Genomic DNA, 18530 nt, shown 5'->3' with positions numbered 1-18530 from the left:
TCAAGAGTTACAGGCGTGAAAACGCCTCGTCAAACATCGCTGACGACAACCCGGTAAGCCCGAGGGAAGGGAGAGTTATGCTTCGCTCAAGCAGAGGTTATCGCAGCACGATACCGGTAACGCTTGAGCTGGCGCGATCGCCAAATGCATGTGAATAGTCAAACAATTCACAATACAGCATAGGTAGCCTCCTTTTTTATATTCAGTAAGTTGATGGGTAAAAAGGAGTTTAGCGAGGAAGTGAATGATTTACCAGCAACAAAAAACCCGGAGCGGTGTGCTCCGGGTTGCGGTGAGAGTTAAATCGAGGTACGGCGGTAGTTGCGGTACTGCGGCTCCCAGAAGTTGTCATCAATGGCCTGCTTCAGCGCTTCAGGGGAGGTTTTCACCGCCACACCCTGCTGCTGCGCCATTTTACCAACGGCAAAGGCAATCGCACGCGACACTACCTGAATATCCTTCAGCTCCGGCAGCACCAGCCCTTCGCCGTTAAGCAGCAGCGGCGAGTACTCAGCCAGCGTCTCACTTGCCGCCATCAGCATATCGTCAGTGATACGCGATGCGCCGGAAGAGATGACGCCAAGGCCGATGCCCGGGAAGATATAGGCGTTGTTGCACTGGGCAATCGGGAAGGTTTTATCCTGCCACTGCACCGGGGCAAACGGGCTGCCGGTGGCAACCAGCGCCATGCCGTTGGTCCAGCTGATAATGTCCTGCGGCGTCGCTTCCACACGTGACGTCGGGTTAGAGAGCGGCATCACGATCGGGCGCGGGCAGTGTTTGTGCATCTCACGGATAATCTCCTCCGTGAACAGCCCGGTCTGGCCGGAGACACCGATCAGGATATCCGGCTTCACATTGCGCACCACATCAAGCAGGGAGATCGCTTCGTTCTCCGTACCGATGTCCCAGCTCTGCAGATTTTCGCGTTTCTGTACTAACCCGGTCTGGAACGGCAGCAGATTCGGCATACCATCGGTCAGCAGACCGAAACGGTCGACCATATAGACTTTCTGTCGCGCCGCCGCTTCGCTGAGCCCTTCACGCTGCGTCTGGGCGATGATCTGCTCGGCGATGCCACATCCGGCTGAACCGGCACCGAGGAAGACAATTTTCTGATCGCTAAGCTGGCTGCCCGCCGCGCGGCTGGCGGCTATCAGCGTACCGACGGTCACTGCCGCCGTGCCCTGAATGTCATCGTTAAAGGAGCAGATCTCATCGCGATAACGATTAAGCAGCGGCATGGCGTTCTTCTGCGCGAAATCTTCGAACTGCAGCAGCACATCCGGCCAGCGCTGTTTCACGGCCTGAATGAATTCATCCACAAAGGCGTAGTAGTCATCGCCGGTAATACGCGGATGACGGGAGCCCATATAGAGCGGATCGTTGAGCAGTTGCTGGTTGTTGGTGCCGACATCCAGCACCACCGGCAGGGTGTAAGCCGGGCTGATGCCGCCGCAGGAGGTGTAGAGCGACAGCTTACCGATAGGAATGCCCATCCCGCCAATGCCCTGGTCGCCAAGGCCGAGAATGCGCTCGCCGTCGGTCACCACAATCACTTTGATATTGTGGTTCGGCACGTTTTGCAGAATGTCATCCATGCTGCCGCGGTTTTGCCAGGAGATGAACACACCGCGCGCGCGGCGGTAGATATCTGAGAAGCGTTCGCACGCCCAGCCGACCGTCGGGGTGTAGATCACCGGCATCATCTCTTCGAGGTGGTTTTCGACGAGGCGGTAGAAGAGGGTTTCGTTGGTGTCCTGAATGTTACGCAGGTAAATGTGTTTATCGATATCGGTCTTAAAGCCCTGATACTGCAACCAGGCGCGCTCGGCTTGCTCTTCAATGGTTTCGACCACTTCCGGTAGCAGGCCCAGCAGGTTGAAACTGCTGCGCTCTTCAACGCTGAAGGCGCTACCTTTGTTCAGCAGGGGAAACTCGAGCAATACGGGTCCTGCGTAGGGAATATACAGCGACCGATTCTTATTATGTTTGGCATTCATCTAACAGCTCCTTGAGAAACGAACGCGCGCGGGGGGTGAGGTCGCACGCGGGTACAGCGGCGGGCGCAATTATAAAGCATTGAATGAGCAAATACTTCCTGATTGACCTATTGGTTGATTGAATTTTTATCAACTTTCCTGGTAATCGGTATCTGGCGAGCCGAAACGTGAGGCTGGCGGCATAACAAAAATAAAACCCGAAGCCGTTCACGATCTTCATGCAGTCAGAATAGACCTTCGGAGCCTGGTCGCCGACGAGGAAAACTGGCATGCAACCGTAAAGTTTCAGGGTCAATTCATTTTTGATGACGCGGTTTACGTTCAGGGAGCGGACGGGAAGCGGGTGAAGAAAGCAGAGACAGAGTAGTGCGAAGCAAACCGGGGATAAACACCACCCCGCAGGGTGGTGCGGGAGTGGGTGTTAACCCGCGCGGCGATGACGGCCGGAGCGGTGGGAGACAACGGTCTCTTCGTTGTTGTCTTTAGTAACAACCTTACGGGTGTTCGACACTTTGTAATCCAGTCCCATAAGATGACGTGCCTGACGGTTCGATTTCATGCTTACTCCTTAATCCAGTTGCGTGTTTCAAGGACAAGCCCGGTAACTGGCCGGGCGAAATACAATCACATCATTGCAAGGTATGTCTCCATACCGAACGATTATCCTCCGCTATCGTCGCGCAAATCGCAACCGTATCGGGCACTTTTAAGAACAGTCTCGCTACCCTGTGCGCCGCGTCACGCTTTTGGCCCGATCAGCAGCGTCACCGGCCCGCCGAGGCGCCTGTTTTGCAATGGTCGCAGGTTGGCCAGCCGCGTGCGCAGGGCGTTATCGCAGTCTGCGAGCTGACACCAGGCCTCAAGCCAGGCGAGATTGGCCGGATGCTGTAAAAAGGCGATATCCTGCGCAGCCCCGCTGCGTTCGGTGAAGGGTTGCGGGTTATCCAGCCCGGCAATCACCTGCGTGGCGAGGCGCGGTAACGCAGTGCTGTTTTCCTTAAGGGTATCGACCCCATTAGCGCGGGCGAAAAGGGCGATCATCACCAGCGGTTGCAGGGCGTAGTTGTGGTAGGCAAGCGCCCGCTGGCGGCGGCGCAGTTCATTGGGCAGAAAACCCTCGGCATCAATCTGTTGCAGGGCGGTGCGGTAGATCGTCAGTGACTGGTCAAAGAGATCCTGCCGCCCGGTCGCCACCGAGGTTGCCATTAATGCCCATGCCGCCCAGTAGCTGTGGTTGTTGACTTTGTTCAACGGTAAATCGCGCCACTCGCTGGCGGTCAAATCACCCATCTCTCCCAGCCAGCGGGTTATGTTTTGCGTCTGCTCAGGCCAGGCGCTCAGCGGATGGCTTTTCGAAAATTGCAGCTGAAGCCAGCCTGACGAGAAGGTCGCCAGCGCCCATTTGCGCATCGATTTGCCGGTGTGATTGCGCGCCTCGCCGAGTAGCGCCCCGGCTGTTGCCCAGCGATTCAGCGCGGTGACCAGACAGGAGACCTCACGTGTATCACCACTGCGGTGCCAGGCGGTGATATGCGCGCTGACAAATTTTTCCATTTCGGCGATGGCGCGGGTTTGCTGGTGGAAGGCTGCTTCCGCCTGCGGATTGAGCGTGGCGCGGGCGCTATCTGAACCTTCATATTTACTGCGAAAATCGAGTGTACCGGTAAAGGGCGGTGGGGCATCGGGGCAAGAGAACGTTTCAGCCAGCGCATGCGCTGCCGGCGGCTGCCTGAAACCGGCGGGGGGAACAAGGGGCGCGGCGAGCGTCGCCGCGGTTAAGAGAATAAAGATCAGCCCTGCGCGCAGAAACACCATGCTACGTTCTCCTTCCGCTACTGGAAGGGGGACTATAGCATGGGGGTTTGCTTCTCAGTTGCCGCCAAAAACATGCACCGCACGATTCAGGCGCGCGGCGCGGGCCGCGAGATTTTCTGCCGCCTGCGTGACATGGTCAACCATGCCGCTGTTGGTTTGCGTCATGCCGCCGAGTCGGGAAACCGAGTCATTAATCAGCGCCAGCGCCTGCGTCTGTTCATGGGTGGCGGTGCCAATCTCTTTTATCATCGTCGACATAGCGATCACATTGTCGATCATCGTCGTCAGATGGTTTTCCGTGCTGGCGACTAGCCCGACACCGCTTTTGACGTTTGCCACATTGTGTTCAATCAGCGTCTGGATCTGCCGCGCCGCTGAGGCAGAGTGCTGGGCCAGATTGCGCACCTCGGTGGCGACCACCGCAAACCCGCGGCCCGCTTCACCGGCGCGCGCCGCTTCCACCGCAGCGTTGAGCGCCAGAATGTTGGTCTGAAAGGCGATGCTGTCGATGACGCCGATAATATCGACGATCTTGCTGTTATCTGCCGAGACAGCCTGCATCATGGCGATAGCCTGTTTCATCGCCTCTCCGCTCTTGATCGCGCTGGCGCTGGTTTCGTCCGCCCGGCTCATGGTGTCCGACGCGGTTTCCGCCGTCTGTTTCACCGCGCTGGCGATCTCCTCTACCGCCGCCGCCGTCTGGTGCAGGTCGGCGGTAGTTTCTGCCGTACGGGTGTGCAGCGCGTCGCCTTCACGAGCGATCTGCTCGCTTACGGCGCGGATACCCGCAATCTGCGCCGAGACATCGCCAACCAGCGAATTGAGGTTAAGCCCGGACTGATTCACCAGGCGCATCAGAAGCCCAATTTCGTCGACGCGATTAAAGTGCCGGTAATCGGCTTTGCGGCCAGAAACCACGCGCTGCATTTGTGCGAGGACGATTTTCAGCGGGCGGGAGAATTGCTGCTGCAAGAAGAGCGTGAGCAGGGCAAAGATAATTAACACTGCCGCAGATTTTTCTATGTTATTTAATGAGAGGAACTGCAATGCCATTAACAGGACCGCAGAGGTGATGACGCCGAAATAAATGCGGCCAGCTGTGCTGATGCGCTGAAATAACGATAAAAATGAGAGTATACCCCGTCGAACCAGCAATCCTTTATAAAATTTATAACCTTTCGTTTTATTTTCATTAACGCGCTGATAAAACGTCGATGTGGCGTCAATCTCCTCGCGCGCCGGTACATTACGCACCGAGATATAGCCGGTTAACTCCCCTTGCTGATATACCGGCGTCACGTTGGCGCGTACCCAATAGTGATCGCCATTTTGACGGCGGTTCTTGACCAGCCCGGTCCAGCTGTCGCCTTGCCTGAGCGTAAACCACATATCGCCGAAGGCGGCGGGCGGCATGTCCGGATGCCGAATAATATTGTGCGGCTGACCTTTTAGCTGTGCTTCCGTAAAGCCGCTGGCTTCAATAAACGCCGTGTTGGCATAAGTAATGTGGCTTTGCATATCGGTCGTCGACAATAATGTCGAGTCTTCGTTAAGCAAATATTCTTTTTGTGTAACGGGTGTGTTGAGTTTCATAATAATCCCACGATGGAACGCGCCATTTATTGCCACAGGCGCAAAGAGCATGTTCATTTTTCTTAATGAAATGTCGTTATTGTTTTACCCGGGCATTTTCCATGAAGTTATGCGACACGAAAAGCCGTTAGATTAATTATTTTTTAAGTGTCGCTTGAGCAGTAAAGCGACTGATTGTTATTATTTTGAAAAATAAAATTCGGTGGGGAATAAATCCCGGAGGTAAGTAAAACCTTAAGCTAAACTGATGGTGAGCGATGCGGGAAAGGGTGAAAAAGCCTCCCCGGAAAAAGGCGCTCTTAACATCGGGCGGCGAGTATGGGTGGTGCAATTCGCAACGTGAATACGCTCTAATCTGCGATCACACTAACAGATTGGTCTCTGTTCAACGAACGGGATGAGCAGTCTATTGTTAGACTCCCGCGATGGGCACCATCCAATCGGATTCTTTGTGGGCATTTTGAGGGTAGCATCGCGTGTTAGCGACTTTGATATACCGTAGCCGACTGAATCGGGCATTAATTCCCTCTCAACTGACTGCTATCGTCGAGCGAGCGAACCACAGCAACGCAACGTTGCAGGTAACGGGTATCTTATTGTTCGACGGCGAGTACTTTTTGCAGGTTCTTGAAGGACCGCTGGAGTCGGTCAACAGCGTTTTTGAGCGCATCAACAGTGACGTCCGCCACGGCAATATCGTTGAGTTGCTGCGCGATTTTGCGCCGCGCCGCCGCTTTGTCGATCGCGGGATGGTGCTCTTTGACCTGCGAACGGTGCAGCCCGCGACGGTATTACGCGCCGTGTTACGCTTTGGCATGGTGCGCTACAACCAGGCGAGCAGCGATCGCGCCTACAAATTTATCCGCAATTTTATCTCCTGCGCGAATAACAACGGCGGCGTACGTAATACCTCGCCCGACGAGTGGCGCTTTATCCGCAAAGAGTCGCCGTTTAGCCATGAGACGCTGTCTGTACTTGAGGGGCAGCCTTGTCAGTTCGCCTTTCAGCCGATCATCGAACCGATGCGCGGCAAAATCTCCTCGCTGGAAGCGCTGATCCGCGGGCCGGATGGCGGCAGTCCGCAGGACTATTTCGCGACCATTGCTTCTGAGAAGCTGCATGAAGCGGATCTCGCCTCCAAAGCATGGGCGCTGGCAATGGCGCGACGCATCGGCATTGGTCATCACAAAATCGCTCTTAACCTGCTGCCGATGTCGCTGGTGAAGATCCCGGGTGCGGTGGATATTCTCCTCGAACACGTTGCGCGCAATAAGCTCAGCCCCGGGCAGATTATTGTCGAAGTGACGGAAGATGAGGTGATCTCCAGCTATGACGAGTTCACCTGGGCGATTCGCCAACTGCGCGCTGCGGGGATTGGTCTGGCGATTGATGATTTCGGCTCCGGCTTTGCCGGCCTGTCGCTGCTGGCCAAGTTTCAGCCCGATAAGCTGAAAATCGACCGCACCATCGTTACCGATATTCATCTTCATGGCCCGAAACAGGCGATCGTGAAAGCCATTCTCGAGTGCTGTGCAGAGCTACAAATTAGCGTTGTCGCGGAAGGGGTCGAGAAGGTGGAGGAGTGGTGCTGGCTTGAAGCCGTCGGTATCGAGCGTTTTCAGGGTTTCCTCTTTGCCCGCCCGATGTTAAATGGCGTTCCGGCAATTAACTGGCCTGAGCGCGTTCCGCTTGGCAAGAAACCCTGATGGCATTCGGTTTGGCTTATGGATCATCGTGCTTCTATGCTTAACCAATCGACAGTGGATGTGACAAAGGAGCGTGGATGAAATTTAGAAAGCAGCTCGCACGGAAACTGGCTCTCGAATCTTCGCTGGGGCGCAGTATCACCTTTTTTATCGTCACATTGCTGCTGGCCGGGGTGGCAACCACCACCTGGACGCTGACTCGCTCCTGGGAGCGCACGATCGAGGATATTGAGCGCGATGCGGTTAATCTCTCTATCTCGCAGGCGCGGCAAGCGGAAGATACCTTTCTGCAGACGGAGCTGGTGCTGCGTGATATCCGTCGTAATCTGCCTGTCGAGAACGTTGACCAGATTAACGCGCAACAGTTTGATATCTATCTTGCGGATCTGAAATCCCGACTGCCGCAACTGCATGGCCTGATGGTTTATGACGCTCAGGGGAATATGAAGTCGACTTCGTTTGGCAAAATCCCGGTGATGTCCAACAACAGCGACCGCGAATATTTTCTCTATCATCGCCGTAATGGTCACGGTGGTGTGCACATTGGTCATGTGATCCGCAGCCGCACAACCGGAGATTTAGTGATCCCGGTGTCGTTACGCATCAGCGACAAAGCGGGTGGATTTGAGGGCATCCTGCTGGCGACGGTAAGAATCGACTACTTCCGCCACTTTTATGCCTATTTTGAATTGGGTAATCGCGACATGCTCGCCCTGCTGAATGTTGATGGCACCGCGCTGTATGTGCGCCCCTATGGTGAGGAGATTATCAACCGCAATCTCTCTGCCAGCCCGCTCTTTACCCGAGAGCTGGCGCGAAAAGATCGCGGTAACGGGACCTGGGTCTCCGCCCTTGATCACGTTGAGCGGACCTACGGCTTTGCCCGGCTTGAGCGCTATCCGCTGGTGGTCGCCGCTGGTTACGACAGACCGGCGCTGTGGAACACGTGGTTGCAGGAGAGCCTGCCGGATTTGGTGCTTAACGGCATGCTGCTGCTCGGCACCCTGTTGATGGGCTCGATTATTTTTCGCCAGGTGCGGCTCAATGTGCGTAATCAGACCGAGCTTGCGGTGTTGCGTGATGAGCTGACCAGTATCAACCATACGCTGCAACTGATGGCGCTGGCCGATGGGCTGACCGGGCTTGCGAACCGTCGCCAGTTCGATCTCTTTTTAAGTAAAAGCCTGAAGGCCTCTGCGCTGACGGAAAAACCGGTGGCGCTGATCATGATCGATATTGACTATTTCAAGCGCTATAACGATTTTTATGGCCATGTTGCCGGGGATAACTGCCTGCGGATGGTAGGAGAGATTCTGCAAAAGCTCAAACTGCGACCGAATGATTTAATTGCTCGCTACGGCGGCGAAGAGTTTGCCATTATTCTGCCGGATACCGGGCCTGAAGCGGCGCTGTTTGTCGCCCGACAGGCGGTGACCGCGGTGCGTAATGCGCAGATCCCACACGTTAAGACCAGCGCGCAGCAGAGCATTGTAACCATCAGCGCCGGGTGTTACAGCCTGGTTGCCGATCAAAATTACGATGACGCCATTCGCCTGAAAGAGGGGGCGGATAAAGCGCTCTATCAGGCGAAAATTGACGGGCGCGACCGGGCGCTGGCCGCCTCCTGATATGAGATCCTGCCGGGTGGCGCTGCGCTGACCCGGCCTGGGACTTCCAAATCCAATACCTGCATCAGCATCGACTACCCTTAATGTTTCTAATGAAGCTGCAAGGAGAAAGCACGATGAGCATGAAAACCAGCGATTTCTTCGTTCAGCGCCTGAAAGAGTGGGGCGTGACACGTATTTATGGTTATCCGGGAGACGGCATCAACGGCGTGCTCGGGGCAATTCAGCGCGCGAATAAATCCGGCGACGGCATTGAGTTTATCCAGGTGCGTCATGAAGAGATGGCGGCCTTTATGGCGGTTGGCCATGCTAAATTTACCGGCGAGCTGGGCGTCTGTCTCTCGACCGGCGGCCCGGGGGCGACCCATATGCTGACCGGTCTCTACGACGCCAAAATGGATCACGCCCCGGTGCTGGCGATTGCCGGTCAGGCGGAGACCACCGCGCGCGGTGCCAGTTATCAGCAGGAGATGAATCTTGATCGTGTCTTCTCCGATGTCGCCAACTTTGTCCAGGAAGCCGCAACGCCCGCGCAGGTGCGTCATCTGGTCGATCGCGGCGTGCGCGTGGCGATGGCACAGAATGGCGTCGGGGTAGTCATTATCCCGAAAGATGTGCAGGACGAGCCCTGGCAGGCCCCGCAGCATGCCCACGGCTTTACCCACTCCGGCTCGGGCTATCAGCGCCCGCGCATTATTCCTCATGAAGCCGATCTCAAGCGCGCCGCAGAGGTGCTCAATGCCGGTAAAAAAGTGGCGATCCTGATTGGTGCCGGTGCGCGCAATGCGGCGGTCGAAGTGGTGCAGGCGGCGAATGTGCTGGGTGCCGGGGTGGCAAAAGCGCTGCTCGGTAAGGATGTGCTGCCTGACGATGCGCCTTTTGTTACCGGCTCGATTGGCCTGCTCGGCACCGAACCTTCGTGGAAACTGATGCAGGAGTGCGACACGCTGTTGATGATTGGCAGCGGTTTCCCGTGGACCGAATTTTTGCCGCCGGAAGGCAGCGCCCGCGCCGTACAGATTGATATCGACCCGGCGATGCTGGGGTTGCGTTACCCGTGCGAAGTGAACCTGCACGGCGATTCGGCTGAGACGTTACGCGCCTTGCTGCCGCTACTGGAGCAGAAAAGCGACCGCAGCTGGCAGGAGTCGATTGCCAAAAATGTGCGCAGCTGGTGGGAGCTGATGGAACAGCGCGCCATGGCACCGGCGAACCCGGTCAACCCGCAGCGTGTGGTGTGGGAGATGTCGCCGCTGCTGCCCGATGACGCAATTGTCACCTCCGATTCCGGTTCGTGCGCCAACTGGTTTGCCCGCGATTATCGCGTTAAGCAGGGGCAGCGCGCGTCGCTCTCCGGCGGGCTGGCCTGTATGGGCGCGGCGGTGCCCTATGCCATTGCGGCGAAATTTGCTGCGCCGGAGAAGGTAGTTGTCGCGCTGGTGGGCGATGGGGCAATGCAGATGAACAACATGGCCGAGCTGATTACCATTCAGAAGTACTGGCAGCAGTGGGCCAATCCGCGGCTGGTGATTTGTGTCTTCAACAACCAGGATCTCAACCAGGTGACCTGGGAGCAGCGGGTGATGGAGGGCAATCCACGCTTTGAGGCGACCCAACAGCTGCCGGATGTGCGTTATGCCGAGTTTGCGCAATCGCTGGGGCTGGGCGGTATTTTTGTTGATAACCCGGATGCGCTCTCAACCGCCTGGCAGCAGGCGTTGCAGTCCGATCGGCCGGTGGTGCTGGAGGTGAAGACGGATCCGGAAGTGGCACCGTTGCCGCCGCATATCACCTTTAAGCAGGCGAAAGCCTTTATGGCCTCAATGGCGAAGGGCGATCGCGGCGCGGTGCAGGTGATTAGCGACACCGCCAGCCAGCTGTTCCATAAGAAGTGATGCAAAAGCCCGGTGACAATAACGTCACCGGGCAGTGAGGGGATTTGTAGGCCCGGTAAGGGTAGCGCCACCCGGCAAAATGCCTGATGGCGGCTCCGCCTTAATACGGCCTGGAGAGTGTCACTCAAATCTTCTGCAAGAAAGCCAGCAGATCGTCGTTAAGCTGATCCTGGTGGGTCACGGCAAAGCCGTGCGGGCCGTTGTCATACACCTTCAGTTCGGCACCGGGGATCATCTCGGCAGAGAGTTTACCGGTCGCCTCAAACGGCACCACCTGGTCATTGCTGCCATGAATCACCAGCGTCGGTACATCCACTTTTTTGATATCTTCGCGGAAGTCGGTTTCGGAGAAGGCGGTGACGCAATCAATCGTCCCTTTCAGCGACGCCAGCAGGGCGATATTCAGAGTTTGCGTGAGTACGCCATCGGAGACCTTCTGCCCGGCATTAAGCCCATAAAAGGGCGTGGCGAAATCGCTGATAAACTGCGCGCGATCTTTGCGCAGACCCGCTTTGATCTCATCGAATACGCTTTTGTCGACGCCCTCAGGATGGTCGTCCGTTTTGCCAAAAATAGGGGTGACGGCACCCAGCAGCGCCAGGCCTGCCACGCGTGAAGTGCCATAGCGACCTATGTAGCGTGCCACATCACCGCCGCCCATGGAGAAGCCGACCAGCGTGACGTCATGCAGATCCAGCGCGGTGATCAAATCGTTGATATCGGAGGCAAAGGTATCGTAGTCGTAGCCGTTCCACGGCTGCCCGGAACGGCCAAAGCCGCGACGGTCAAAAGCGATAACCCGATAACCGCGCTCGGCGAGGAAGTTGAGCTGGCTGTCCCACATATCACCATCCAGCGGCCAGCCGTGGCTGAACAGCACCGGTTTACCTGAACCCCAATCTTTGTAGTAGATCTGCGTTCCATCTTGCGTTTTGATAGTACTCATTGCCTTACCTCATCGTTGAGTGGTGACACATTCTTTCTATTTATTCATTAATGTTCGTATCGCGGCCAATTCGCTTCGCGTTTCGAATCACTACCGTAAAACTGTAGCAGCCCATTGCGCGCGTGCAGAGCGTGCGGATGGAATCGGAGAATCCGTAAGGAGAGAGAGTGGCGATCAGGCTGGCACACCCCGAAGAAGCACCGGTTATCTGGCATATTCGCAATGCAGCGATCCGCCACGGCTGCAAAGGCGTCTATGCCGATGAGGTCATTGCCGCCTGGACGCCGGAGGCCATGCCGCAGGGGCAGGTGGCGATGATTAGGGAGAACCCCTTTTATGTCGCGCTATCTGAAGAGGGGCAGCCGGTGGCGACGGGCTTTCTCGATATTGCCACCGGTAGCATCGAGGCGATTTTCACCCTGCCGGCGTGGGAGGGGCACGGGATGGCGACGCGCATTCTGGACGTTCTGAAGCAGGAGGCGCTGCGACGAGGCTTTAGCCATCTTCGGCTTGCGGCTACGCCCAATGCCTGCATCTTCTATCAGAAACGCGGCTTTGCCGTCGTGCAGGAGAGCGTTTATCACTCGCAGCTGGCGAAGGCGGATCTGCGTTGTATTGAAATGGTTTACCCCTTAAGCGGAGAGTAAGGATGAGCAATAAATCCGCAGAGGAGATTCTTGCGCTCTATCAGCGCCATGCCGCGGCCTTTGCAGAGCAGCGTTCACGGGCGCTGTTTGAAAAAAGGTGGCTGGAGAAGTTCACGGCCCGGTTGCCATCACAGGCACGGATTGTGGACATCGGCTGCGGCAACGGCCACCCCATCGCGGGCTGGCTAATTGCGCAGGGTTTTCAGCTTACGGGTGTCGATGGCGCACCCGCTATGATCGATCGCGCCCGCGAGGCGTTTCCTCAGCAACGCTGGCTGTTACAGGATATGCGCCAGCTGGCGCTGGGTGAGACCTTTGACGGGCTTATCGCCTGGGACAGTTTTTTTCATCTGACACGTGACGATCAGCGGCAGATGTTCCATCGCTTTAAACAGCACAGCCATGCAGGCAGTGTCCTGATGTTTACCAGCGGGCCGGAAGAGGGAGAGGCGCTCGGCCAGCTGGAGGGCGAAACGCTCTATCATGCCAGCCTTGCGCCGCAGACTTATCGCGCACTGCTGTCGGAGATTGGGTTTGATGTGGTTGAGGTGGTGCTAAATGATGCGCACTGCACCGGGCATTCCGTCTGGCTGGCGCAGCGTCAGCGGTAAGGGCAGAAAAGGGGCGTTTACGCCCCTTGATAACGCTTATCTGATGATTTTTACACTCTTCGACAGCGGCTCAATCACCGTCGAGACCATAATAAAACAGAGTACGCAGAAGCCGGTCATCGCCATAAATACCGCGTCCCAGTTCCAGGTGTCGAGGATCACGCCAACCAGCAGCGGCATACACATCCCGCCGAGCTGCCCGCCCATGTTGATCACGCTGTAGGCCACCGGGTAGATCTCTTTACTGGCGCGGCCCATGGCATAAACGGAGTAGGCCGAGTAGCCCAGCGACAGCATCAATCCCAGCATAAAGAGCATCAGCGAAAGGACTATTTTGCTCTCCGGCGCATAGACCAGCGAGTACATGGTGAAGATGGTGGCACCGGCGCTCAGCAGCATCAGCGGTTTGCGGCGTTTATTTAACACCCGATCCGACAGCACGCCGCCAAGAAAATTGCCTAATACCGTGCCCAGGAAGGGAGCCGCTGCCAGAAAGGCAGAGCTGGTTAAGTCGAAACCGCGTTCGGTAATCAGATATTTGGGCAGCCAGGACATCAGCACGCTGACGATGCCGACCATCGAAAAGTAGCCCAGCGCAACGCCGTAAATATCCCAGCAGCGGAAGACCTGTTTTGAGGTGGTAAGTTCGTCAACCTGCTTTGTGCGAATCAGGCTATCCAGCCAGCTATATTTCAGCGTGTTCTGTTCCAGCGTCTGGGGGGTAGTCGGCGACTCTTCACGAATATAGGCAATCTCCTGATCATTGACGAAGCGGCTCTCTTCCGGTTTGTTGCGCACCATGAGGTACCAGAACAGCGAGAGCAGGATGCCGGGAATGGCGAAGAAGACAAAGATATAGCGCCAGCCCCAGTTCATAATTATCCAGGCGCAGAGGGCGGGCACAATCAGCGGGCCGAACTTGGAGCCCGCGAGAAACAGCCCCGTTGCCGTGCCTTTCTCTTTCGCCGGGAACCACTGATTAATGGTCGCCGTTGAGCCAATCACCACCGGCGCTTCGCTGATGCCCACCATGCAGCGCAGCAGCTTCAGTAGCCAGACATTATTCACCACGCCCATAAAGCCGGTAAATATTGAGGTGAGCAGCATACCGAGAGCGAAAATATTACGCATGCCATATCGTTTAATTAAATATCCGGCGGGTATCTGAAAAAAGGCATAACCGGCAAAGAAAAGACTGATAAGCACACCTGCCATGGTGTTGGAGAGATTAAATTCCTCCTGAATAAAAGGGATGGCGAAGCCAATATTGGCGCGATCCGCATTGGCCACGGTGTAGATGACAAAAATAAAGCTCATCACCCACCATCTGTAGTGCGTCATTTTAGGTCTGACTGTTTTATTATCCATAAAGGTAATTCCGTAGGGTTTATTATTTTTTATCGCCGCAAAAATCAAATTCGCTGTAAGGGCGCGCCCGGGAAAGGGCGCTTAATAGCTGCGGCTCGATGGTTTCCCGTATGCCTGAGGCGACGGTTAGCACTGCTTCAAGAGAAATTCCGGTGTTGACGCCCATGCGGTTAAACATATTTACCGCATCTTCCGTGGCGCAGTTTCCGGCCGCGCCGGGAGCGAAAGGGCAACCGCCCAGCCCGCCCGTCGCCGTTTCAAAACGCCTGATGCCGTTCTGGTAACCCACCAACATATTGGCGAGCGCCATACCGTGGGTGTTGTGCATATGCAGCGCGAAATCCACCTCCGGAAAGTGCTGCTGCACGGCTTGCAGCACCCGTGCGGTCTGGTGCGGATTGGCGACGCCAATCGTGTCGCACAGGGTGACGCGGCGGATGCCCAGTTCATGGGCAGAGTGGATGAGCGCCAGCAGGGTGTTGCTGTCCGTTGCGCCAATAAAGGGGCAACCGAACGCAGTTGCCAGCGAGAGCGTGATGGTCAAATCCGGCCAGCGGTGGCGAATCGCGTGGAGATCCTCCAGCGACTCCTGATGGTTGCGGTTGATATTGGCCCGGTTATGCGCCGGGCTGACCGATATCACATAGTTGATATGCTTAACCTGATGCTCGTGCGCTAACTGCGCGCCTTTACTGTTAGGCACTAATACCCAGGGCGTTATCTGCGGGTGTTTAGCGAGCACATGCGCAATAACCTCACCCGCATCCGCCATTTGCGGAATAGCTTTCGGGCTGACCAGCGAGGTTATTTCAATCTGCGTTAAGCCTGCGTCAACGAGTTTATCGATAATCAGCGTTTTTAAATCCGTGGCGATAAACGATGGAATATTTTGAAAGCCATCGCGTGGTCCCACCTCGGTAATCTGAATAGCTGTCGGCATCATCATCTCCTTATAAAACGCCTGTCTGCATAAGCTGTGCGATCTTTTCATCGGAGTAGCCCAGCAGCTCTTTTAATACCTCATGGTTGTGCTGACCGAGGGTAGGGGCAGGGAAGCGAATAGAGGCTTTCTTATTGGTGAATTTGACCTGGTTTCCGGTCATGGTGATTTTTCCGGCGACCGGGTGGTCAATATCGATAAACATCTCGCGCGCTTTGGCAATATGCGGATCTTGCGTGACGCGATCGATGGTATTGATCGGCGCTGCGGGGATCCCGGCTTCCAGCAGGCGCTCGACGATGCGATCAATAGGCAGCGTACGCGTCCACGCCTCGATAATCGGCTTTAGCTCCGCGTGGTGAGTGACGCGATCGATATTGGTGCGGAACTTTTCATCCTCCAGCGCCGGGATAGCGAGGGTCTGCTTCAGCAGGCCATAGAGCTTGTCGTTACCACAGGCAATGATGACGTAGCCGTCTTGCGCTTCGAAGGAGTCGTAGGGATAGATGGCCTCATAACGGTTGCCAATACGCGTCGGGATTCGTCCCGTATTCAGGTAGATGATATTGATGATCTCAAGCGAAGAGACCATCGAATCAACCAGCGCAATATCGACTTTATCGCCCACGCCGGTCTTCAGGCGGTTCGCATAGGCCGCCAGCACGCCGATGGTGCAGCTCATGCCGCCAACCACATCCGCAATCGCTGTGCCGGTGCGGGTCGGCGGTGTGTCTGACCAACCGGTGGTGCTCATCAGGCCGCTCATCGCCTGGCCGATAATGTCGTAGCCCGCGCGCTTCGCATAGGGGCCGGTATGACCAAAGCCAGAGACGGCACCATAAATGATCGCCGGGTTAACTTTTCGCAAATCCTCGTATCCGAGGCCGAGTTTCTCCATTACTCCAGGGCGATAATTCTCAAGAACAATATCGCTATTGCGCACCATCTCAAGAAAAATAGCGCGACCTTCTTCTGATTTTAAATTAAGTGTGATGCCACGCTTATTTCTATTTAAGTTCATAAAATAGGCGCTTTCGCCGTTAATTTGCGGCGCATTAGCGCGGGAATCATCGCCTCTGCCCGGTAATTCCACTTTAATTACATCGGCACCAAAATCCGCCAGCATCATACCGCAATAGGGGCCTGCTAATACGCGCGTTAAATCGAGAACGCGCACCCCGGATAATACACCTGTCTGATGACTCATAACTGATTCCTTTAACGTTAAGAATGAATATTGGGCGGGTATTCCCCCGTTAATAAGTAATCAAGATGTATGCCAGAAATGATGGATACTGGTGCTTTTAGTAAGTTGTTGATAATTATCTTATTTAAATTTTCACAGCGATCTGTGTAGCGTAATAAAGCCATCGCAATTGTGTTAACGATTTCAAATGTGTTATTCAGTTAATAAGATAACAACAAAGCAGATCCACAATATGAAACATAAATCTCTACCCAATCTGGCGTTAATTACGCCTTATACTTATTTAGCGAATGTCGTAATTGCGCAGTGCGCGGGAATATTTAATTGTCACGTTTATCATGGCAGCCTGGAGAAAGCGGCGAACATCGCGCGTACGCTTGACAAAGAGTATTACGATGTAATTTTAAGCCGGGGAGGAACCGCAGAGTATATTTCCTGTGCGACGGATATTCCGGTTGTCGCTATTCAGATGTCAATTTCTGATTTACTGAAAGCATTCATTCCGATCAGAGATTGTCAGCGGCCGATCGCTTTTTTTAATTACCAGCGCTATTTACCCGATGTTGTGCTGCTGGCATCCACACTCAATATCGTTATTGATGAGTTTGTCTTTGTCTCTCAGGAGGATATGACGTCACAACTGAAACAGTGTTATGCCAGGCACTATACAATCGTGGCGGGCGGTTGCCCGGTGACCGAAACGGCACAGCACTATCAGATGCAGGGAGTTTTGATTGAAAACGGCGTGGAGTCGGTCAACAGTGCCCTGCGAGAAGCGCTGGCGATCGTTGAGACGACCAAACGCAAAATGCTGGATATGACGCGGCTGGAGATCATTTTGTCCTCAATCACTGAGGGGATTATCGTCACCAATGAAAATAATGACATTCAAATCTTCAATCAAGCGGCTGAAAAGATCATTGGAATAACCGCTCCACAGGTGCTGGGCAAACAAATTGACGACGTCATTAAAAACACTCGCATTAATCAGGTGTTGTTATCAAAGTCACCGGAGATCCGCGAACTGCAGGAGCTGGAGAACACATCGATTATTACCAGTCGCGTACCGATGTTTATGGGGAAAGCCTGTATCGGGGTGGTCTGTTCGTTCACCGATACGCCGCAGATCCAGAAAGTTGAGCGCATTATTCGTGGCAAATTACAGAAAAAGGGCTTTCATGCCCGCTATACCTTTGATCATATCCTGACCACCGACAGCGGCATGCAGGCGGTGAAAAAACTGGCACAAGTTTATGCGCTAACCGATTCGCCGGTAATGATTTATGGCGAATCCGGCACCGGTAAAGAGCTGTTTGCCCAAAGCATTCATAACCACAGTCACCGCAAAAATGGCCCCTTCGTGGCAATTAACTGCGCCGCCATCCCGGAGAGTTTACTGGAGAGCGAGCTGTTTGGTTATGAGGGCGGTTCGTTTACCGGCGCAAAGCGGGAAGGGAAGGAGGGGCTGATTGAGCTGGCACATCAGGGCACGCTTTTTCTGGATGAGATTGGCGAACTGCCGCTGCCGATTCAAAGCCGGCTCCTGCGTGTACTGCAGGAGTATGAAATCATGCATATCGGCGGTAAAGATATTATTCCCGTTGATGTCAGGATTATTGGCGCGACCAACCGCGCGCTCTCCACGATGGCTGAGGAGGGAAGTTTTCGCCGCGATCTCTTTTACCGGCTCAATGTTTTACCGTTGACCGTGCCGCCGCTGCGCGATCGCGTGGGTGATTTCCGTTACCTGGCGAGCAAGTTTCTGTGTGACGCGTCGTCAGAGCATCTGCTCGGGCAGTTTCTTGATCTCTTCGCGGCTTACGCCTGGCCGGGCAACGTGCGCGAGATGCGTTTTATCATCGAGCGGCTGGCGCTGCTCGCGGTCGGATTTCCACACTACTCATTACAGGAGATGCTTTCGCTTACCGGTTCTGCTTGTTCCGCTACGCCAGCGCCGCACCACACCACGCCGTTGCAGGTCGATCTGACAAAAGGCTCACTGAAAGAGATAACCAAAGATGTGGAGCGCCAGGTGATACGGCTTTATCTTGACCGGTATCAGCAGAACCAGGAGCAAGCGGCGGCTACGCTGGGTATCAGTAAAATGAGTTTGTGGAGAAAGCTGAAGACGTTGAGCCATTAATCTTGCGGATGGTTGATCATGCTGGGTG

14 protein-coding genes are annotated in these 18530 nt (G+C 55.1%); 6 read left to right on the top strand and 8 right to left on the bottom strand.

Features of this window, described 5'->3' with window-relative positions; all coding sequences use genetic code 11:
- Positions 1–299 precede the first annotated feature (299 nt).
- The 4 genes from PU683_RS13885 to PU683_RS13870 all read right to left on the bottom strand — a co-directional run bounded on the left by PU683_RS13885 (position 300) and on the right by PU683_RS13870 (position 5411).
- The gene (locus PU683_RS13885) at positions 300–2003 is read right to left on the bottom strand and encodes an NAD-dependent malic enzyme (protein WP_277172373.1); all 1704 of its coding nucleotides are present in this window, start codon (positions 2001–2003) and stop codon (positions 300–302) included.
- Between the two features lie 421 nt (positions 2004–2424).
- Positions 2425–2562, bottom strand: a complete 138-nt coding sequence (gene sra / locus PU683_RS13880) for a stationary-phase-induced ribosome-associated protein (RefSeq protein WP_023478646.1) — start codon at positions 2560–2562, stop codon at positions 2425–2427.
- 179 nt (positions 2563–2741) lie between these two features.
- Entirely contained in the window at positions 2742–3818 is a 1077-nt protein-coding gene (locus PU683_RS13875; RefSeq protein WP_277172370.1) for a mannuronate-specific alginate lyase, read from the bottom strand.
- 54 nt (positions 3819–3872) lie between these two features.
- Entirely contained in the window at positions 3873–5411 is a 1539-nt protein-coding gene (locus PU683_RS13870) for a methyl-accepting chemotaxis protein (RefSeq protein WP_277172368.1), read from the bottom strand.
- A 476-nt stretch (positions 5412–5887) separates the two neighbouring features.
- On the opposite strand from PU683_RS13870, the gene PU683_RS13865 reads away from it, so the two are divergent.
- The 3 genes from PU683_RS13865 to PU683_RS13855 all read left to right on the top strand — a co-directional run bounded on the left by PU683_RS13865 (position 5888) and on the right by PU683_RS13855 (position 10640).
- Positions 5888–7117 (top strand): diguanylate phosphodiesterase, encoded by a 1230-nt coding sequence (locus tag PU683_RS13865; RefSeq protein WP_277172366.1) that lies wholly within the window; start codon positions 5888–5890, stop codon positions 7115–7117.
- A 77-nt stretch (positions 7118–7194) separates the two neighbouring features.
- On the top strand, positions 7195–8745 hold the full coding sequence (locus PU683_RS13860; RefSeq protein ID WP_277172364.1) for a sensor domain-containing diguanylate cyclase: 1551 nt from the start codon (positions 7195–7197) through the stop codon (positions 8743–8745).
- A 116-nt stretch (positions 8746–8861) separates the two neighbouring features.
- On the top strand, positions 8862–10640 hold the full coding sequence (locus PU683_RS13855) for a thiamine pyrophosphate-requiring protein (RefSeq protein WP_277172362.1): 1779 nt from the start codon (positions 8862–8864) through the stop codon (positions 10638–10640).
- A 124-nt stretch (positions 10641–10764) separates the two neighbouring features.
- On the opposite strand, the gene PU683_RS13850 is transcribed toward PU683_RS13855, so the two are convergent.
- Positions 10765–11586: an alpha/beta fold hydrolase gene (locus PU683_RS13850; protein ID WP_277172360.1), complete on the bottom strand. Its 822-nt coding sequence runs from the start codon at positions 11584–11586 to the stop codon at positions 10765–10767.
- A gap of 167 nt (positions 11587–11753) precedes the next feature.
- Here PU683_RS13850 and PU683_RS13845 point away from each other — a divergent pair, with 167 nt between their 5' ends.
- Positions 11754–12233 carry a GNAT family N-acetyltransferase gene (locus tag PU683_RS13845; RefSeq protein WP_277172357.1) on the top strand — a complete coding sequence of 160 codons (480 nt, stop codon included), beginning with the start codon at positions 11754–11756 and terminating at the stop codon, positions 12231–12233.
- Positions 12234–12235: 2 nt separating this feature from the next.
- Entirely contained in the window at positions 12236–12844 is a 609-nt protein-coding gene (locus PU683_RS13840; RefSeq protein ID WP_277172355.1) for a class I SAM-dependent methyltransferase, read from the top strand.
- 36 nt (positions 12845–12880) lie between these two features.
- Here PU683_RS13840 and PU683_RS13835 read toward each other — a convergent pair whose 3' ends face one another.
- Genes PU683_RS13835 through PU683_RS13825 form a run of 3 tightly spaced genes read right to left on the bottom strand, consistent with a single transcriptional unit; the run spans position 12881 to position 16359 of the window.
- Positions 12881–14212 carry an MFS transporter gene (locus PU683_RS13835; RefSeq protein WP_277172353.1) on the bottom strand — a complete coding sequence of 444 codons (1332 nt, stop codon included), beginning with the start codon at positions 14210–14212 and terminating at the stop codon, positions 12881–12883.
- 22 nt (positions 14213–14234) lie between these two features.
- A complete protein-coding gene (locus PU683_RS13830) occupies positions 14235–15158 on the bottom strand; it encodes a hydroxymethylglutaryl-CoA lyase (RefSeq protein ID WP_277172351.1) in 924 nt (307 codons plus the stop codon).
- Between the two features lie 4 nt (positions 15159–15162).
- Positions 15163–16359, bottom strand: a complete 1197-nt coding sequence (locus tag PU683_RS13825) for a CaiB/BaiF CoA transferase family protein (RefSeq protein ID WP_277172349.1) — start codon at positions 16357–16359, stop codon at positions 15163–15165.
- Between the two features lie 232 nt (positions 16360–16591).
- Between PU683_RS13825 and PU683_RS13820 the strand changes: the two genes are divergently transcribed.
- Positions 16592–18502 carry a sigma-54-dependent Fis family transcriptional regulator gene (locus PU683_RS13820; RefSeq protein ID WP_277172347.1) on the top strand — a complete coding sequence of 637 codons (1911 nt, stop codon included), beginning with the start codon at positions 16592–16594 and terminating at the stop codon, positions 18500–18502.
- Positions 18503–18530 lie beyond the last annotated feature (28 nt).

Source organism: Candidatus Kosakonia sp. 282A-S69 (assembly GCF_029433855.1).
GTDB lineage: Bacteria > Pseudomonadota > Gammaproteobacteria > Enterobacterales > Enterobacteriaceae > Kosakonia > Kosakonia cowanii_A.
The sequence above is the reverse complement of the archived record's forward strand: the minus strand, read 5'-3'. Positions and strand labels throughout refer to the sequence as shown.

What these genes read in the sequence shown, in the direction of transcription:
- PU683_RS13870 (WP_277172368.1), bottom strand. Translation starts at nt 5,411, where the DNA reads ATGAAACTCAACACACCCGTTACACAAAAAGAATATTTGCTTAACGAA.
- PU683_RS13820 (WP_277172347.1), top strand. Translation starts at nt 16,592, where the DNA reads ATGAAACATAAATCTCTACCCAATCTGGCGTTAATTACGCCTTATACT.
- PU683_RS13825 (WP_277172349.1), bottom strand. Translation starts at nt 16,359, where the DNA reads ATGAGTCATCAGACAGGTGTATTATCCGGGGTGCGCGTTCTCGATTTA.
- PU683_RS13830 (WP_277172351.1), bottom strand. Translation starts at nt 15,158, where the DNA reads ATGATGATGCCGACAGCTATTCAGATTACCGAGGTGGGACCACGCGAT.
- PU683_RS13850 (WP_277172360.1), bottom strand. Translation starts at nt 11,586, where the DNA reads ATGAGTACTATCAAAACGCAAGATGGAACGCAGATCTACTACAAAGAT.
- PU683_RS13840 (WP_277172355.1), top strand. Translation starts at nt 12,236, where the DNA reads ATGAGCAATAAATCCGCAGAGGAGATTCTTGCGCTCTATCAGCGCCAT.
- PU683_RS13860 (WP_277172364.1), top strand. Translation starts at nt 7,195, where the DNA reads ATGAAATTTAGAAAGCAGCTCGCACGGAAACTGGCTCTCGAATCTTCG.
- PU683_RS13875 (WP_277172370.1), bottom strand. Translation starts at nt 3,818, where the DNA reads ATGGTGTTTCTGCGCGCAGGGCTGATCTTTATTCTCTTAACCGCGGCG.
- sra (WP_023478646.1), bottom strand. Translation starts at nt 2,562, where the DNA reads ATGAAATCGAACCGTCAGGCACGTCATCTTATGGGACTGGATTACAAA.
- PU683_RS13835 (WP_277172353.1), bottom strand. Translation starts at nt 14,212, where the DNA reads ATGGATAATAAAACAGTCAGACCTAAAATGACGCACTACAGATGGTGG.
- PU683_RS13885 (WP_277172373.1), bottom strand. Translation starts at nt 2,003, where the DNA reads ATGAATGCCAAACATAATAAGAATCGGTCGCTGTATATTCCCTACGCA.
- PU683_RS13855 (WP_277172362.1), top strand. Translation starts at nt 8,862, where the DNA reads ATGAGCATGAAAACCAGCGATTTCTTCGTTCAGCGCCTGAAAGAGTGG.